The organism is Maribacter algae (assembly GCF_047345745.1).
Taxonomy (GTDB): domain Bacteria; phylum Bacteroidota; class Bacteroidia; order Flavobacteriales; family Flavobacteriaceae; genus Maribacter.
Genome location: NZ_JBLFES010000003.1, coordinates 261027 through 276900 on the forward strand (window position 1 = coordinate 261027; position 15874 = coordinate 276900).

The window sequence follows — 15874 nt, forward strand, 5'->3', positions numbered from 1 at the left end:
ATTTGATTTTCAATACGTTATGATTTGTAAAATAAGTATATCAAATTCAAAGTGTAAAATAGTTGTACAGATATCGTAAAAAAATTGGACACTTTATTAAATATTTTAATTCCGATTTGTAGTTTTAATCGAAGCTATACATTATGATAGATGCCAAAATACTTGTAATTGACGATACAAAAAGCGTACTGAGTGCTCTAGAAATACTTTTACAGTTTGAATACAAAAGTGTTAAGACCATCTCCAACCCTAACCAAATAGCATCATTTCCCAATTTTTCGGAGCTGGACATTATTTTGTTGGATATGAATTTTTCGGCCGGGGTAAACACGGGTAACGAAGGTTTGTATTGGCTGCGCGAAATAAAAAAGAAGGCCTCACATATTTCGGTCATTATGATGACGGCCTATGGAGCGGTAGACCTAGCGGTAAAAGCATTAAAAGAAGGTGCCTCAGATTTTGTATTGAAACCATGGAACAATGAACGCTTACTGGCCACGGTAAAATCGGCCTATGAACTTAGGCAAACCCAAAAAGAGGTCAAACAGTTAAAACAAAAAGAGAGCAACCTAAAACAGGTCATCAATCAAAATAAAAATTACATCATCGGTAATTCAAAAGCGTTGAACCAGGTTTTGAACCTTGTTCAAAAAGTGGCCAAGACCGATGTAAACGTGCTTATTACCGGGGAAAATGGAACAGGAAAAGAATTGATTGCGAGAGAGCTACATAAACTATCCGCAAGAAATAATGAGGTTTTTATTTCGGTAGATATGGGTTCTATTTCTGAAAATCTTTTTGAAAGTGAATTGTTCGGTCATGTAAAGGGCTCTTTTACCGATGCAAAGGAAGACCGGGCCGGAAAGTTTGAAGCTGCCAGCGGCGGAACTTTATTTCTAGATGAAATCGGTAATCTTTCCCTGCAGATGCAGGCCAAGCTTTTATCCGTTATCCAAAATAGAGTGGTCGTGCGTGTGGGTTCCAATAAACCTATTCCCGTGGATATCAGGTTGGTATGCGCTACCAATTGCAATCTGGACCAAATGGTGGCGGACGGACTTTTTAGGGAGGATTTATTATATAGAATCAATACGATTCGGGTAGAAGTACCCCCATTGCGCGACCGCGAAAACGATATTCTGGTCTTGGCCGATTTTTATCTAAACAAATTCACCCACAAATATGGGAAGGCGGGGCTCAAAATAAATCAGCTTGCACAAGAGAAACTTATGGGTTATGCCTGGCCTGGAAACATCAGGGAACTATTACATACCATAGAGCGCGCCGTTATTTTGTCCGAAGGAAATGTTTTAAAACCTACCGATTTTTTATTGGCTCCCAAAAATTCCGTTTCCATAGAAAACGGACCAAATACCCTGGAAGAAATGGAAATCTTAATGATCAACAAAGCACTAGATCAACATGATGGTAATTACAGTGCGGCGGCAGAACAATTAGGTATTTCAAGACAGACCTTGTACAATAAGTTGAAAAAAAAGTCTCCGAATTTATAGCAAGGAACGGGTTAATGGTTAAATTAATTTGAATTTGTTTTTGAGCTTGTATCTAAATTAAAATATGGTCAGTAGAAATATTTACGTACAAACAGTACTACGCATTGTTTTTATCACCTTTACGGCATTGTTATCTGCCTATTTCTTTTTTGGCGGCCAGTATATCGCGTTTTCCATAACGCTTATTATTCTAATTATCCAGGCTTCCTACTTAATTTCTTATGTAAACCAGACCAACCGAAAAATCGCCTATTTTTTTGATGCGATAAAAAATGAGGATTTTACGCTAAGGTTTCCCGAGAAATTAAGTGTAAAATCCCTTGAAGAACTAAATCATAGTTTAAATATGCTGAATGAGATGATTCAAGACATCTATGTTAAAAAACAAGCACAAGAACAATATTATCAAGAGATTCTGAGGCAGGCGGACATTGGTATTTTTACAATCAATCCAAAAGGCCATATCCTTTATGCCAATCCAACGGTTCAAGATTTGCTCAATTATCGCCCTTTGAACCATGTAAAACAGCTCAATCAGGTAGACCATGAATTATATGGTCTTTTCAAGGATTTGCAGCCCTTTGATAACACTATTTTTCAATTGGGAAATGAACGAGGAAAACGGGAATTGAGCTTAAAATGTACCCCTATTACAATTGAGGAACAAACTCTTTTGCTGGTAGTAGTCCATGATATCCATAAGGAACTGGACGATAAAGAAACGGATTCTTGGGTAAAATTGATACGTGTACTTACGCATGAAATCATGAACAGCATCACTCCTATAACCTCTATATCAGAATCGATTTTAAAATATTTTAAAAAAGGTGAAGTGTTAATGTCTCCGCATGAATTTGGAGAGAATCAAATGAGGAACAGCGCCAAAGGATTGGAAGTCATCAAAGACCAAGGCAATAATTTAATGGGGTTTGTACAATCTTACCGCACATTCTTGAGCGTTCCCGAACCGGACAGGGAACTTATCCCGGCAAAAATCATTTTGGAACGTGTTCAACTACTCCTAAACGAACAAAAAGAAGAGACAGCGGTTACCATTGAAATTAACATTGAACCTCAAGACCTAGAACTTTATATTGACCAAAAACAAATTACGCAAGTCCTTTTAAACCTTGGCAAAAACGCCCAACATTCACTCGTAGGTACTGAAAATGCTTTAATTAAATTTATTGTTGGCATTAATGAACTGAACAAAAAAGTCATTCAAGTACGTGATAATGGCCCAGGAATTCCGCTAGAACTTATGGACGAGATTTTCGTGCCTTTCTTTACTACAAAAGATACCGGCACAGGTATTGGTCTTAGCCTCTCCAAACAGATTATGAGATTGCACAAGGGCACTATTCGAGTGGCTTCCGTTCCCGGAAATACTGTTTTCACCTTGACTTTTGATTGATAACAATATTCGTCTCCAAACGAGCGGAATGGAATATAAATATGATTGAATTACTTAATCGTTGCTTCGCTCCTCATTTTGAAATGACTCGAAGGAATTTAAATAGAAAACTTCTTAATCAAGTTCCTTATATGGATCCCAAAAATGTTTTTCCAAATTTTGAATCTGATTGTCCACCACTTCAATACCTTCGCTTTCCAACAATTGTTGCATTAAATTAGTGCCGCCAAAATGATGTTTTCCCGTTAACAGTCCAGCTTTATTGACCACACGATGCGCAGGTACATTTTCCATACTGCCGGCACCGTTCATGGCCCAACCCACCATTCTGGCACTTCGTGCCGCACCCAAATATTTGGCAATTGCCCCATAGGATGTTACCCTACCGTACGGAATTTGTGCTGCTACTTCATATACTTTTTGAAAGAAATTTTGATTTTCCGGTTTCAATTGCGACATTAATTTTGGTTCATTAAACGAACAATAGTGACAACAGCAAGCACAATCATTAATGCACTTAAAATATAATTGCTGTTCTTTGAAAATCGATTTGTTTTTCGATTCATCTTGTTAAAATAAAAGGCATAGAGGTACATGACAAGAAAAGTTCCCGCTCCTGCCGCAAAAATAAAAAAGACTTCATCAATAACTCTGTAATTCATAAAGCCCTGTTTATGAAAAATAGTGTTCAAGCCACTGTAATAAGGAATAGCCAAAAGATTGATGGCCTCTAAAAATAATCCTTTTGTAAAACTGCTGCGTTTCTTACCATATTCCATCTCAATAGGTTGTACTTCCTGTTTTTTGCCTTTAACAAAAAAAACTACGGCCAATATGACGAAAATCACCACCGCAATCTGCATCAATACATGGATTGTCTCCGGATTTCTAGAAAGATATTTGGCGATGCGAACGGATAAATATGCCTGCAGCAATACCATTACCGCCACACCAAGCCCGAACATAATGCCATTGGCCTTGCCTTTTTCAACACTCGTTTTGGCCACGTTCATATTTAGAAGGCCCGGTGGGGCCGTAGCTAAAAATGCCGCCGAAAAGGTGGAAAAAAACAAGATGGCTAGTTGTTGCATAATACTAGTTTATCCGAAACTGGATATAGGTAATCGGTTTCCCTTTTTCAAGGTACTGATTTTCGTAGAAAGTTTGGATTTCCAACACTTCTTTTGGGCTTCCCTCGTTCTTATAGACATCATGATTGGCATACAGTATTTCATGTCCCAATCCGTGAAGCAAGCCTAAGGTATACCCATGCATAAACTCGCTATCGGTCTTTAAATGCAAGGTTCCTTTGGGCTTTAGTATTTTATGGTATTTATCCAAAAACACTTTATTGGTCATACGGTGTTTGGTCCGTTTGTACTTGATCTGGGGGTCCGGAAAGGTAATCCAGATTTCGGAAACTTCGTTTTCTCCAAAAAGTAAATCTACCAGTTCAATTTGCGTTCGCAAAAAAGCAACATTTTCCAGGTCTTCCTCCAACGCTGTCTTGGCACCACGCCAAAATCGGGCACCCTTAATATCGATTCCAATAAAATTTTTATCCGGATTTTGTTTGGCAAGCCCCACGGTATATTCTCCCTTTCCACAACCCAGTTCCAAGACTATGGGTTTTATATTTTTAAAGTGGCGGTGCCATGAGCCCTTAAATGTAAAACCTTCCGCTACCTCTTGTCTTGTTGGTTGAATGACGTTGTCAAAGGTTTCGTTTTCCTTAAATCGTTTCAGTTTGTTCTTGCTTCCCAATCGTGTTCTAAATATGGAACAAAACTATGAAAAATAACCCATGGGAAACTTAGGTTGTTGCAGTGTTTTCTTCGGCACTTCTTTCTAGGGTGAACGAAAATTCCGAACCTACTCCGGAAGAACTTTCCACATAAATTTTTTCTTCGTGAGCCTCAATAACGTGTTTTACAATAGAAAGTCCCAAACCGGAACCTCCCTCACGCCTACTACCACTCTGGTCCACACGGTAAAAACGCTCAAATAGTCTAGGGATGTGTTGTTCCGGAATGCCTTCTCCATTATCGGTTACGCGGATGATCACTTTGTTTTTGACCAAATTCTCTACACTGACTTCCGTAGTTCCATTTTCATTTCCGTATTTAATGGAGTTCACCAGTAAATTGGTAATGACCTGCCTAATTTTTTCCCTATCCGCATAAACAAGAATAGGTTTTCTGTACTCCATATCAAAAGTTAGCGTAATATTTTGCTTGGCAGCTTTCATTTCCAAAAGGTCGAACACACTCTGTATAAGCTCAATGATGTTAAAATCCTCTTTTTCAAGGTTTAAATCCCCAACTTCCAACTTGGTGATCAAGTCCAGATCTTTCACAATATAGATAAGACGGTCTACTGCCTTGTTAGCGCGATTCAAGTACTTTTCCCTAACTTTTTTATCGTTCATGGCGCCATCCAATAACGTTTCCAAATAACCTTGGACCGTGAAAAGCGGAGTCTTTAATTCATGCGAAACATTTCCAAGAAAGTCCTTACGGTATTCCTCCCTTATTTTTAAGGTATCTATTTCTATCTTTTTGTCTTCCGCAAACTTTCCTATTTCCGCGGTCAATGTACGCATGTCCGTAGTAATGGGTTGTGCCGTAAATGAAGAGGATTCCAAAAGGGCCACATCGTCATATATTTTTTTGATACGCCGATAAATGAATTTTTCTATTCGAATTTGAATGATAAAAAAGGAAAAAATAAAAACGAGAAGACTCAACAACCCCAACAATAACCAATTGTTAAAATTTAGGAACCAAAAAGCGATTCCTAGAAAAACGGCAACCGATAAAGTCAAATAAACGGCCGAACGAAACGCAAAGCGATATGATTTCTTAGCCTGGATAGCCATTAGAGCACAAACTTATAACCTACCCCTTTAACGGTTTTAAAATGGTCTTCCCCTATTTTTTCTCGAAGCTTTCTAATATGTACATCTATGGTACGGCCACCAACGACCACCTCATTGCCCCAAACTTTATCCAAAATGACCTCTCTTTTGAAAACCTTGCTCGGTTTGGAGGTAAGCAATGCCAGCAATTCAAATTCTTTTCTGGGCAGGATAATCTCTTTGCCTTTTTTGATAATCTTATATTCTTCCCTATTGATAACGATATCACCTACTTGCGTGATATCATCCTGCTGGTGCTCTTCATTTTTCACACGCCTTAAAAGCGCATTTACCTTACTCACCAAAACTTTAGGTTTTATAGGTTTAGTGATGTAATCATCCGCACCTGCATCAAAACCGGCTACTTGTGAATAATCTTCTCCCCTCGCCGTTAAAAAAGTAATGATCGTATTTTCCAGACCAGGAGTTTTGCGCATTATTTCGCAAGCCTCAATACCATCCATCTCCGGCATCATCACATCCAAAATAATAAGATGGGGCTGTTTTTTCTTGGCTTTGTTAACGCCCTCGGAGCCATTGGAGGCAGTATATACGTCATACCCTTCGCTAGAAAGGTTGTAGCTAACAATTTCTAAAATGTCCGGCTCATCATCTACTAAAAGTATCTTGATATCCTTCTTTTTCATGGTTCTTTTGTGAGGTTATTTTCTCAAATGTAAAGATAATACCTATATCAAGGAGTCGCTTAACATTGATTTAATATAGTAACGTTTAGGTAACGCTAATAAAATAAATGCTTAACACGAGGGTAACTCCACTTTTACGTATGTCTAGTTTCTTTGCCGCGGAATTGAGAATCATTACATCCAATGAAGAAACTTTTATTAGGTCTCCTATTTTTATCATCATTTTATCTGTCATCACAAGAAACAGGTAGTGTAGTAGGTAAGTTAACCGATAAAGAATATAACAATGAACCGTTGGCCTTTGCCAATGTACTTATAAAAGGTACGACAAAAGGAAGTACTTCAGATTTTGACGGACTTTACGAAATCTCAAATTTAGAACCGGGAGATTACACCGTGGTGTTTAGTTATTTAGGCTATGAAACGGTTGAAATACCCAATGTAAATGTGGTAGCGGGTAAAGTAACTACAGTGAATGTTCCCATGAGCGCTTCTGCAGGGGTTTCTTTAGATGAAGTCGTAGTCGTTACTACTTCTAGAAAAGATTCTGAAGTAGCATTACTTCTACAACAGAAAAATGCAACGGTGATGCAGGAAGCAGTGAGTGCGGAAGCATTAACGCTTAAAGGAATAGATGATGCCGCGGGTGCAGTTGCACAGATTTCCGGTATCTCAAAACAAGAAGGTTCCAGTAATGTATATGTACGTGGGCTTGGTGATCGCTACCAAAACACGACCATGAACGGCCTATCATTACCCTCCAACGATGTGAATAAAAAGAACATCGATTTAAATTTATTTTCTTCCAGCATCATTGAGAATATTTCTGTAAGCAAAGCTTATAATTCAGCCTATTATGGAGATTTTGCCGCTGGTAACGTGAATATAGATTCAAAAGAATATACAGGTGACGGTTATTTGGAAGTTGCCTTGGGCAGTGGAATCAACTCAAATGCCATTGGAGAAGATTTTTTACAAAGTGAAGGAACAAGCTTCTTTGGCTTTTATAACAGGTACAATAATAATCCCTTTGCAGTAATTCTTTCGCATGGTGTGGACCCGGAAAGTATGTCAACCCCAGTAAATATTAATGGTTCTGTTGAGGGCGGTTATTCCTTCAACCTAAGTGAGGAATCTAGATTGAGCTTTTTTGGAACTGCTAGTTTTAGCAACGGCTATGAATTCTTACAGGGTCCGGCTAGGGATTTTACCAATGTATTGAAATTTGATTTTCCAAATACAGAAGAATACGCATACAATACTACGACCACAGCACTCGGAAACATTGTTTACAAAATAAATAATGAGCATAAATTAAAATACAGCTCTTTATTTATAAACAGTGCCACGGATGCCGTAAGCTTTTTTGGAACGGAAGGACAAGGTTTTAACCGCGATGGTATTACTTCAGATAATGGCTTTTTCATTTCTAATGTGCAATTTAACCAAGATATGATTTTTGTAAATCAGTTGACCGGGCAACACCGTTTTGACGAAAAATGGGTTTTAGATTGGGGCACAGGTTATAACAAAGTATTCTCGGACGAACCGGACAGAAAACGTATCACGCTAGAAAACTATCAATTTGCCTTAGACAACGACCCTAATACAAATCCAGTTTTTTTTACGAACACGGCCTTTGAGAACCAACGTTTCTTCCAAAGCATTGAAGATGAAGAATTGAACAGTTTTATAAATCTGAGCAATACCATTTCCGAGAAATTTACTTTAAAATTTGGTTACAACGGGAGAACTAAAGAGCGTAGATTCAACAGTATTCGTTATGGTTACAGAATCTTTGACAGAACCACACCCGTAACCAACGTAAATGATTTTGATTCGTTCTTTACCATTGAAAATAGTAGTCTAGGCGGAGCGGAAGGTGCGCTCTATGAAATAAGAAACCTTAATCCTATCAACAATGACATAGGTGCCGTTAACAGACCGGGGAATCCGGATAACACCTATCAAGGTAATCTTGATATTCATGCCGGTTTCCTAACGGCAGAATGGAGCGTCAATGAAAAATTATTATTAGTTCCCGGTCTTAGAGCTGAATCTGTTAGCCAGAACATTGTGTATGACGTAATCAATCTTCCTCCATCAGATCCAGGGTTCAGGGATGTTTATGAAAATGTCTTCTTGCCAAGCTTGAACGTACGTTATACATTGACCGAAAACTCCAACCTTAGGTTTGGTTTTAGCAATACAGTCTCTTTTCCTGAATTTAAAGAGGTAGCACCCTTTGTTTACGAAGGAGTTACGCAGCGTTTTGGTGGAAATCCAGACTTGTTCGGAGGTAAAAACGGAGATGGTGTCAACTTCTCCAACATATACAATTTTGACCTTAAGTATGAATGGTTCATGGAAAGAGGGGAATTAATTTCCTTGGCAGCTTTTGGAAAACTGATACAAGATCCCGTGAACCGGGTTATTGCCGCAGATGCGACGGGTACACAAAGACTTTTCCGTACTGGAGATCAGGCAGAAGTTCTTGGGGTTGAAATAGAAGTTCGAAAAAACCTGATTACTGACGAAGATGAAAACACTACCCTCTCATTAGGTTTAAATGCTGCGTATACCGCTACAAATCAGGATTTAAAAAATATTGAGGCCGGGGATGAAAATACTTTCGGTACCACTTTTGATAGGGATTCAGATGACCTTCAGGGCGCATCTCCCTTTATTATCAACGCAGACATTAATTACAGTCCTCAATTCGAAAATTACAACCCGAAAGCTACATTGGTGTTCTCTTATTTTTCCGATAGAATTTCCGCTTTAGGAGCTGGTTCCCTTGGGAATATTGTTGAAAAAGCAGTTCCTACCTTAAATTTCATTTGGAAAAATCCAATAGGCGAACATTTTGAAGCGAACATGAGCGCTAGTAACCTTTTAGATCCAAGCATTACCCTTACAAGGGAAAATACGGGAAGCGGTGATGTCATCATTAGAGAATATAACTTAGGAATTAACATAGGGCTTACTCTTAAATATAAATTTTAATAAAATCCATAATTACATTTTAAACTGAAAACAATGAAAAATAAACTTTTAGTACTTGGTGTTGCCGCTTCACTTTTCTTCTCCTGTGAACGTGATGACACTGCAGACATCGTAATCAACGATAATAGTGTAACCACCGTTAACAATACGAACGGGCAGCAGGGTGGAGAAGAAGAAACAGTAGTATTAACACCAGCCTCTGGTGCTATCACTGAAGATTTAACATTGGAAGCCAGTAAAGAATATATTCTCAATGGTGCCACTATCGTTGCATCGGGTACTGTTCTCACCATAGAGCCAGGAACAATTATAAGAGCGGAAGCAGGACCAAATGTTTATTTGGCCATAGAGCAAGGGGCTCAGATTGTTGCTAATGGTACCTCCTCTAACCCAATTATTTTTACATCTAACTCCACAACTCCAAAAGCTGGTGATTGGGGAGGTATAATCCTTTTAGGAAGAGCTCCGGTAAACTCTGTTACCGGTACTTCTACCGCAACATCTGAAATAGGGAACTTACCTTATGGTGGAGATGTTTCCGATGATAACTCTGGTGTTTTACGTTATGTTCGTGTACAATATTCAGGAGGTGCCGCAGATGGACAATCAGAAAACAATGGTTTCTCTTTTTATGGTGTAGGTAGTGGGACAACTGTGGAGTATATTCAAGCTTTTGAAGGAGCTGATGATGGTGTTGAATTTTTCGGAGGAACCGTTAATGCAAGTTTTGTTGCGGTCGTGAATGCACAAGATGATTCTATTGATTGGACAGAAGGGTACAATGGGACAATTACGGACGCTTATGTTTTACAAGGAAATGGAATTGGAGATGAAGCTTTTGAATGTGATGGGTTCAATACCGATTTCACCAATGCCTCCGGAGCGTTTTCCAACCCAACTGTAACTAATGTAACCATTGAGAGCGAAAGTGGCGCAAATGATAGCACAAGAGGGTTTTTGTTAAGAGCCGGAACACAAGGTACTTTTACAAATGTATTGATTGTTGGAAAAAATACAGGTATCTCTGTGGATGATGATGAAGCATCTACTCCCACATCACAAAATATTACGGACGATACTTTAACTTTTACCGATGTTACTTTTACAGATGTAACTGCAAATACTTCCATTGATGGAACAGCTACAGAAGCAGAATTAGTAAGTGGAATAGGAAACGGAACAGGAAGTGACGTTGCTTCTTGGGGTGCGGGATGGACCGCGGGTATTAATTAATACCGGTTCTAAATTTTATAAAGGCCCATTTCAGACATCTTTCGGAAATGGGCTTTTTTACATTTCATCGAAAAATTATAAGAAAGTCCCTAATCTATTGACCTCCAGTGGACATAATTCTTATATTTGTGGCATAGCATTTGTAACCAGCTATATATGAAGCACCTTTACCTCATTGCTTTTTTATTATTTTTCTCCTTTAGTTATGGGCAAAGTTCCCAGAACAAAGGGGATATTGATGGTTTTAAAATGTATCCTAATCCGGTGACCAACGGTAAGGTTTTTATCACTACTACGGCCCAAAGCCCTAAAGAGATCATGATTTATGATGTTTTGGGAACATTGGTCCTCAAAACCACCATTTTAGGAAAAGAGCTCAACTTAACGGGTTTGGATGCGGGCGTCTATGTACTTCGTGTTTTGGAAAAAGATAAAATGGCGACTAGAAAGCTGATTATCAAGTAGTTTTTATCAACTTCCTTTTACTTATACAACTATTTTATGTCGATTATCGGTCAATAAATCCGATAAGTTGTTTCACGTATCTTATTGACATACAAATAAGTACAGTTCACAACAATTTTCAATTACATCTGTGAACCGTAATTACCTTTATGGTGTTGGTACCCAAATCAATACCAAGATGAAAAAAATTTACTTTATCCTATTTATCGGAATTTCATTGACTGCCTACGGTCAGGATACCTTGGATTATCAAAATCTCAGAACTGATGAAATAGAAGGGTTTAAGCTATACCCCAATCCTGCTGTTTCAGATGTGGTGTACATCACTACAGCAAAAAATGATATGAAGCAAATAAAGGTTTATGACGTTTTTGGAGAATTGATATTAAAAGACCGTATCACTGATAAGGCGTTGAATATTTCCAAGTTATCTCCAGGAGTGTATATGGTCCAAGTTACGGAAAACAAAAAAACCATTAATCGTAAATTGGTGTTACGCTAATTTTCAATAGCTTCTTTCCATATTTGTATTCGCTCATGTTCTGTACCTTTGCCTCAATTTGGGAGGTATATGAATTACGATGAGATTTTTAAAATAAAGACCGAGGCGGATTTTCTTTCCAAAACGCTCCAAACCTTCCAATTTCAATATACTAATAATACGGTTTACAGGACCTACTGTGAACACTTATCCATCAATCCTAAAGAGGTAACCTCGTTAGAGGACATTCCCTTTTTACCCATTCAATTTTTTAAATCGCATCAAATCGTCAGCACGAAAAAAGTCCCGGAAATTACTTTTTCCAGTAGTGGCACAACGGGCAGTGCCACTAGCCAACACCACGTAACCGATTTGAAAATATACCAACATAGTTATTTAAAAGGTTTTGAATTTTTTTATGGTCCGGTCGAGGAATATTGTACGCTAGCTTTACTCCCTTCCTATTTAGAACGTAATGGCTCTTCCTTGGTCTACATGGTCAATGATTTCATTGAAAAATCCACCCATCCTGAAAGCGGTTTTTTTCTCAAAGACCTCCATACTTTGAACGAAACCTTAATCAAATTACAAAAACAAGGAACAAAAACACTTTTGATAGGAGTTTCCTTTGGTCTATTGGACTTTGTGGAAAAGTACCGTCTGCAGTTCAAAAACACCGTAGTGATGGAAACCGGAGGCATGAAAGGACGCCGAAAGGAAATAATCCGCGAAGAATTGCATCAATTTTTAAAAGAAGGGTTCGGCGTAGAAAAGATACATTCGGAATATGGCATGACCGAATTACTTTCCCAAGCTTATTCCAAAGGCGATGGTATATTCCAATGCCCACCGTGGATGAAAATTATGATAAGAGACACAGAAGACCCTTTTTTATATCATAAAAACGGAAAAACAGGTGGAATAAATGTCATTGATTTGGCCAATATAAATTCTTGCTCTTTTATTGCCACTCAGGATTTAGGAAAAATCCATACCGATAACGGTTTTGAAATTTTAGGCAGGTTTGACCATTCCGATATTCGGGGATGTAATTTGATGGCGCTTTAATGTTGAATTTATACGATATCAATTTAGTATTCGTTATCTCATAAGAAATTTCTTGCTATTGCAAAACCAACTACTTCAATTAGTCTTATGAGATTTTATCAACTTCTGTTTTGCATTTTATCAATATCAATTAATGCACAAAAAGTTAAAAAAACCAAATTGCCAGATTGGGTAAAGAAAATTGACATAGCTGACAACGACCAACAAAAGCAAGAAGGAGCCTTTAACTATTTACTAATAGACCTACAGGATAATCTTATTAGTAAAGAGCAATTTGTTCATTATGCAGTTAAGGTTTTAAATTCGGACGGAGTACAAGAACTATCTGACATTAGTAGTTCATACGACCCAGCTTTTCAAACATTAGAATTTCATATAGTTAACATTATAAGAGATGGAAAACCCATTGAAAAATTGGCTAACAGCATTATAAATAGTTTCCGAAGAGAAACAAATTTGGAACGCTCTCTTTATGATGGTTCCCTAACCGCAGTAATAAACTTAGCTGATGTTAGAGAAGGAGATATTATAGAATATGCATATACAATCAAGGGGTTCAATCCCGTAAATAAAGGAAACTATTCCAGCGTATTTTATCAACAATATACTTTACCAGTAGATAGAATTTATACTAGGCTTGTCACAAATTCAAAGAATAGAATACAGTACAAATTATTTAATAATGCTTCTGATCCTAAAATAGTTGATGAAAATTCGTTCATGGAATACATTTGGGATACAAATGGATTAAACAATTTCATCTACGATGTAAATGTACCATATTGGCTTAATTCTCAGAGTAGAGTTTCAATTTCTACTTTTAAAGACTGGAAAGAAGTTTCAGATTTATTGAATCCATTGTATAAATCGATTAATAAGAATTTAAAAAATCCCATAATAATAGATGAAAAATTAGATACTAAACAAGATGTTATTATAAAACTTATACGTTTTGTACAGGATGAAGTGAGATATTTAGGTTTTGAAGCGGGAATTGGAGCATATAAACCTAATGACCCGTTGTCAGTATTATCACGCCGGTATGGAGATTGTAAGGATAAATCGCTATTACTATCAAGTTTACTTCAAAATCAGGGCGTTACTGCATATCCTATATTAGTAAACACACAGCCCACAGAAGATTTGGACAAATTGCTTCCTAGCCACTATCTATTTAATCACTGCATCGTTTATTTCGAAAATGATGGAGAAGAGTACTTTGTTGATCCAACCATTTCCAATCAAGGTGGAGATTTATCTAGAATATCTACACCTGACTACAAATTTGGTTTTATTTTAAAAGAGGGCAATGAAAAATTGACCTCAATTCCCAAACCAAATAAACCCTCTCTGAGAATAGTAGAAGATATTGTAATAGATTCTATAGGAGGCAATGCTACTTTCACGGTTAAATCGGAATATTCAGGTAGCAAGGCTGATTTTATGCGAGCCTATTTCAAGAACAATACGGAGGAAAGTATTAATAAAGAGTTTCTAAATTTTTATAGTGGAATTTATCCCGGAATTTCTTCTTTGAATGAGATAACATATGTAGACGATTCAAGACCATGGGAAAACATTTTCACAACTGAAGAATCGTATGAAATAGAATCTCTCTGGTCATCTATGGACAACAATAATGGTATCTACTTTGAAACTTATCCTTTAGTATTAGAAAGCCTTATTAACTATACTAAATCTGCTAAAAGGAATATGCCATATTATTTAGGCATACCTCATTCTTTCAACCAAACGACAAGAATAACACTACCAGAACCTTGGAACGTAAATGAAGAAATAAAAACTGTTGAAGATGAAGCATTCACCTATACTAAGGAAGTCAGTAAAGTTGGAAATGTAGTTTCTCTAGATTATAAATATAACCTTCGGAAAGAAGCTATAAATGGTAATTTGGCAGCATCTTTTTTAAGCAAAAACAATAAATTAAGAGAGCAATTAGGGTTTCAGCTTTTTTATGACAATTCAGTCTTGGTCAGTAATGATTCTAATCTTAGCTGGTTGTCCATAATAATAACACTTATAACATTATCAATAAGTATTATTTTTACGATTAAACTCTATAAAAACTACAACCCTCCATCCAGACATGATAAAGAAACACAATCAATTGGCGGTTGGATGGTTCTACCAGCCATAGGTCTAGTATTAACTCCTTTCTATCTATTATTTCAACTCTTTAGTGCTGAATACTACAATAAAGCTATTTGGTCCGGTTTTGAAAATGCTGGGTACGAAAATGCAGAAATTCTCAATATCTATTTAGGATTTGAGCTTATTGCCAATATTGCTTTTTTAGTCTTTTCTGTTCTCTTAAATGTTCTATTTTTTAATAAACGAACTAGTGTACCTATCATGATGGTATATTTTTATAGTATTAATCTAGGCTTAATACTTCTAGGAAGTTTTGTAATGAATCAGTTCGGAATAGATGATCCTACTTTTTTTAAAGATTTGTCTAAGGGACTAATCGGAGCGGTGATATGGATTCCTTATTTTTTAAATTCAGAACGTGTGAAGAATACGTTCGTAAAAATCAATGGAAATCCCATATCAAAATAAAACTATATTGAAGAAAAACCAGTTACCGACTGACTATTCTTCTACCAAAACATAATCCAATCCAGGTCCGTCACAAGCTTGCCATGTGCTAGATAGCTCCTTTGGGGAGCGGTACACCAATGTTTCAGAATTGTTTCCATAACAATTCCCGGCCAATTCAGTTCCCTTAAGAAAAACAAGTTCTAGATAATCCTGATCATCATTGGCAAACTCTACCACTTCAAAAGTGCCGCTGGCCTCAATAATCATACCTTGCCTAGTTCTAGATTTCAAGAAAGTACCATCAGGGTTGAAAACATAAGTCTCCTGCCAGTCCATGGCATCGCCCTCTGTAACGGAACCTACAAAGCTTCCGGTCATACGAATCAATTTCCATGTCTGGCTCGTAAATTGCAATTCTACCGTTTTGCTTTCCATACCATCATCAATGGAACAGGAAACCAAAAATAGAAGCGTAAAAAATGACAGAACAAGATTTCTCATAGCATTGACTTTTGCTGTTACTTTATTAGACGTAAAAATCTTAGAAAAGTTGCGCAGCGATGCTAT

At 37.2% G+C, this 15874-nt stretch carries 14 protein-coding genes; 8 read left to right on the forward strand and 6 right to left on the reverse strand.

Features of this window, described 5'->3' with window-relative positions; translation table 11 throughout:
- Positions 1–143: 143 nt before the first annotated feature.
- Together ACKWBX_RS12685 and ACKWBX_RS12690 are read left to right on the forward strand one after the other, a co-directional pair.
- Entirely contained in the window at positions 144–1514 is a 1371-nt protein-coding gene (locus ACKWBX_RS12685; RefSeq protein WP_413969071.1) for a sigma-54-dependent transcriptional regulator, read from the forward strand.
- A 64-nt stretch (positions 1515–1578) separates the two neighbouring features.
- Positions 1579–2928 (forward strand): sensor histidine kinase, encoded by a 1350-nt coding sequence (locus tag ACKWBX_RS12690; RefSeq protein WP_413969072.1) that lies wholly within the window; start codon positions 1579–1581, stop codon positions 2926–2928.
- 114 nt (positions 2929–3042) lie between these two features.
- On the opposite strand, the gene ACKWBX_RS12695 is transcribed toward ACKWBX_RS12690, so the two are convergent.
- Genes ACKWBX_RS12695 through ACKWBX_RS12715 form a run of 5 tightly spaced genes read right to left on the reverse strand, consistent with a single transcriptional unit; the run spans position 3043 to position 6492 of the window.
- On the reverse strand, positions 3043–3378 hold the full coding sequence (locus tag ACKWBX_RS12695) for an MGMT family protein (RefSeq protein ID WP_413969446.1): 336 nt from the start codon (positions 3376–3378) through the stop codon (positions 3043–3045).
- 8 nt (positions 3379–3386) lie between these two features.
- Positions 3387–4019 carry a LysE family translocator gene (locus tag ACKWBX_RS12700; protein WP_413969073.1) on the reverse strand — a complete coding sequence of 211 codons (633 nt, stop codon included), beginning with the start codon at positions 4017–4019 and terminating at the stop codon, positions 3387–3389.
- Between the two features lie 4 nt (positions 4020–4023).
- Complete coding sequence (trmB, locus tag ACKWBX_RS12705) at positions 4024–4692, reverse strand: tRNA (guanosine(46)-N7)-methyltransferase TrmB (RefSeq protein WP_413969074.1); 669 nt, start codon at positions 4690–4692, stop codon at positions 4024–4026.
- Positions 4693–4741: 49 nt separating this feature from the next.
- Complete coding sequence (locus ACKWBX_RS12710) at positions 4742–5806, reverse strand: sensor histidine kinase (protein ID WP_413969075.1); 1065 nt, start codon at positions 5804–5806, stop codon at positions 4742–4744.
- Entirely contained in the window at positions 5806–6492 is a 687-nt protein-coding gene (locus ACKWBX_RS12715; RefSeq protein WP_413969076.1) for a response regulator transcription factor, read from the reverse strand. The genes ACKWBX_RS12710 and ACKWBX_RS12715 overlap by 1 nt, the downstream gene beginning before the upstream one ends.
- 183 nt (positions 6493–6675) lie before the next feature.
- On the opposite strand from ACKWBX_RS12715, the gene ACKWBX_RS12720 reads away from it, so the two are divergent.
- The 6 genes from ACKWBX_RS12720 (at position 6676) to ACKWBX_RS12745 (ending at position 15325) form a co-directional block, all read left to right on the forward strand.
- The gene (locus ACKWBX_RS12720; RefSeq protein WP_413969077.1) at positions 6676–9498 is read left to right on the forward strand and encodes a TonB-dependent receptor; all 2823 of its coding nucleotides are present in this window, start codon (positions 6676–6678) and stop codon (positions 9496–9498) included.
- Positions 9499–9531: 33 nt separating this feature from the next.
- A complete protein-coding gene (locus ACKWBX_RS12725) occupies positions 9532–10731 on the forward strand; it encodes a multidrug transporter (RefSeq protein WP_413969078.1) in 1200 nt (399 codons plus the stop codon).
- A gap of 156 nt (positions 10732–10887) precedes the next feature.
- The gene (locus tag ACKWBX_RS12730; RefSeq protein WP_413969079.1) at positions 10888–11196 is read left to right on the forward strand and encodes a T9SS type A sorting domain-containing protein; all 309 of its coding nucleotides are present in this window, start codon (positions 10888–10890) and stop codon (positions 11194–11196) included.
- 178 nt (positions 11197–11374) lie between these two features.
- Complete coding sequence (locus ACKWBX_RS12735; protein ID WP_413969080.1) at positions 11375–11698, forward strand: T9SS type A sorting domain-containing protein; 324 nt, start codon at positions 11375–11377, stop codon at positions 11696–11698.
- A gap of 69 nt (positions 11699–11767) precedes the next feature.
- Positions 11768–12745, forward strand: coding sequence for a LuxE/PaaK family acyltransferase (locus ACKWBX_RS12740; protein ID WP_413969081.1), 978 nt, complete (start codon positions 11768–11770; stop codon positions 12743–12745).
- An 87-nt stretch (positions 12746–12832) separates the two neighbouring features.
- Positions 12833–15325: a DUF3857 domain-containing protein gene (locus ACKWBX_RS12745; RefSeq protein WP_413969082.1), complete on the forward strand. Its 2493-nt coding sequence runs from the start codon at positions 12833–12835 to the stop codon at positions 15323–15325.
- Between the two features lie 33 nt (positions 15326–15358).
- On the opposite strand, the gene ACKWBX_RS12750 is transcribed toward ACKWBX_RS12745, so the two are convergent.
- On the reverse strand, positions 15359–15808 hold the full coding sequence (locus ACKWBX_RS12750) for a hypothetical protein (protein WP_413969083.1): 450 nt from the start codon (positions 15806–15808) through the stop codon (positions 15359–15361).
- Between the last annotated feature and the right edge of the window lie 66 nt (positions 15809–15874).

Coding starts and splice junctions, on each gene's coding strand:
- ACKWBX_RS12690 (WP_413969072.1), top strand. CDS start 1,579: ATGGTCAGTAGAAATATTTACGTACAAACAGTACTACGCATTGTTTTT.
- ACKWBX_RS12715 (WP_413969076.1), bottom strand. CDS start 6,492: ATGAAAAAGAAGGATATCAAGATACTTTTAGTAGATGATGAGCCGGAC.
- ACKWBX_RS12685 (WP_413969071.1), top strand. CDS start 144: ATGATAGATGCCAAAATACTTGTAATTGACGATACAAAAAGCGTACTG.
- ACKWBX_RS12735 (WP_413969080.1), top strand. CDS start 11,375: ATGAAAAAAATTTACTTTATCCTATTTATCGGAATTTCATTGACTGCC.
- ACKWBX_RS12730 (WP_413969079.1), top strand. CDS start 10,888: ATGAAGCACCTTTACCTCATTGCTTTTTTATTATTTTTCTCCTTTAGT.
- ACKWBX_RS12725 (WP_413969078.1), top strand. CDS start 9,532: ATGAAAAATAAACTTTTAGTACTTGGTGTTGCCGCTTCACTTTTCTTC.
- ACKWBX_RS12700 (WP_413969073.1), bottom strand. CDS start 4,019: ATGCAACAACTAGCCATCTTGTTTTTTTCCACCTTTTCGGCGGCATTT.
- ACKWBX_RS12710 (WP_413969075.1), bottom strand. CDS start 5,806: ATGGCTATCCAGGCTAAGAAATCATATCGCTTTGCGTTTCGTTCGGCC.
- ACKWBX_RS12750 (WP_413969083.1), bottom strand. CDS start 15,808: ATGAGAAATCTTGTTCTGTCATTTTTTACGCTTCTATTTTTGGTTTCC.
- ACKWBX_RS12720 (WP_413969077.1), top strand. CDS start 6,676: ATGAAGAAACTTTTATTAGGTCTCCTATTTTTATCATCATTTTATCTG.
- ACKWBX_RS12740 (WP_413969081.1), top strand. CDS start 11,768: ATGAATTACGATGAGATTTTTAAAATAAAGACCGAGGCGGATTTTCTT.
- ACKWBX_RS12745 (WP_413969082.1), top strand. CDS start 12,833: ATGAGATTTTATCAACTTCTGTTTTGCATTTTATCAATATCAATTAAT.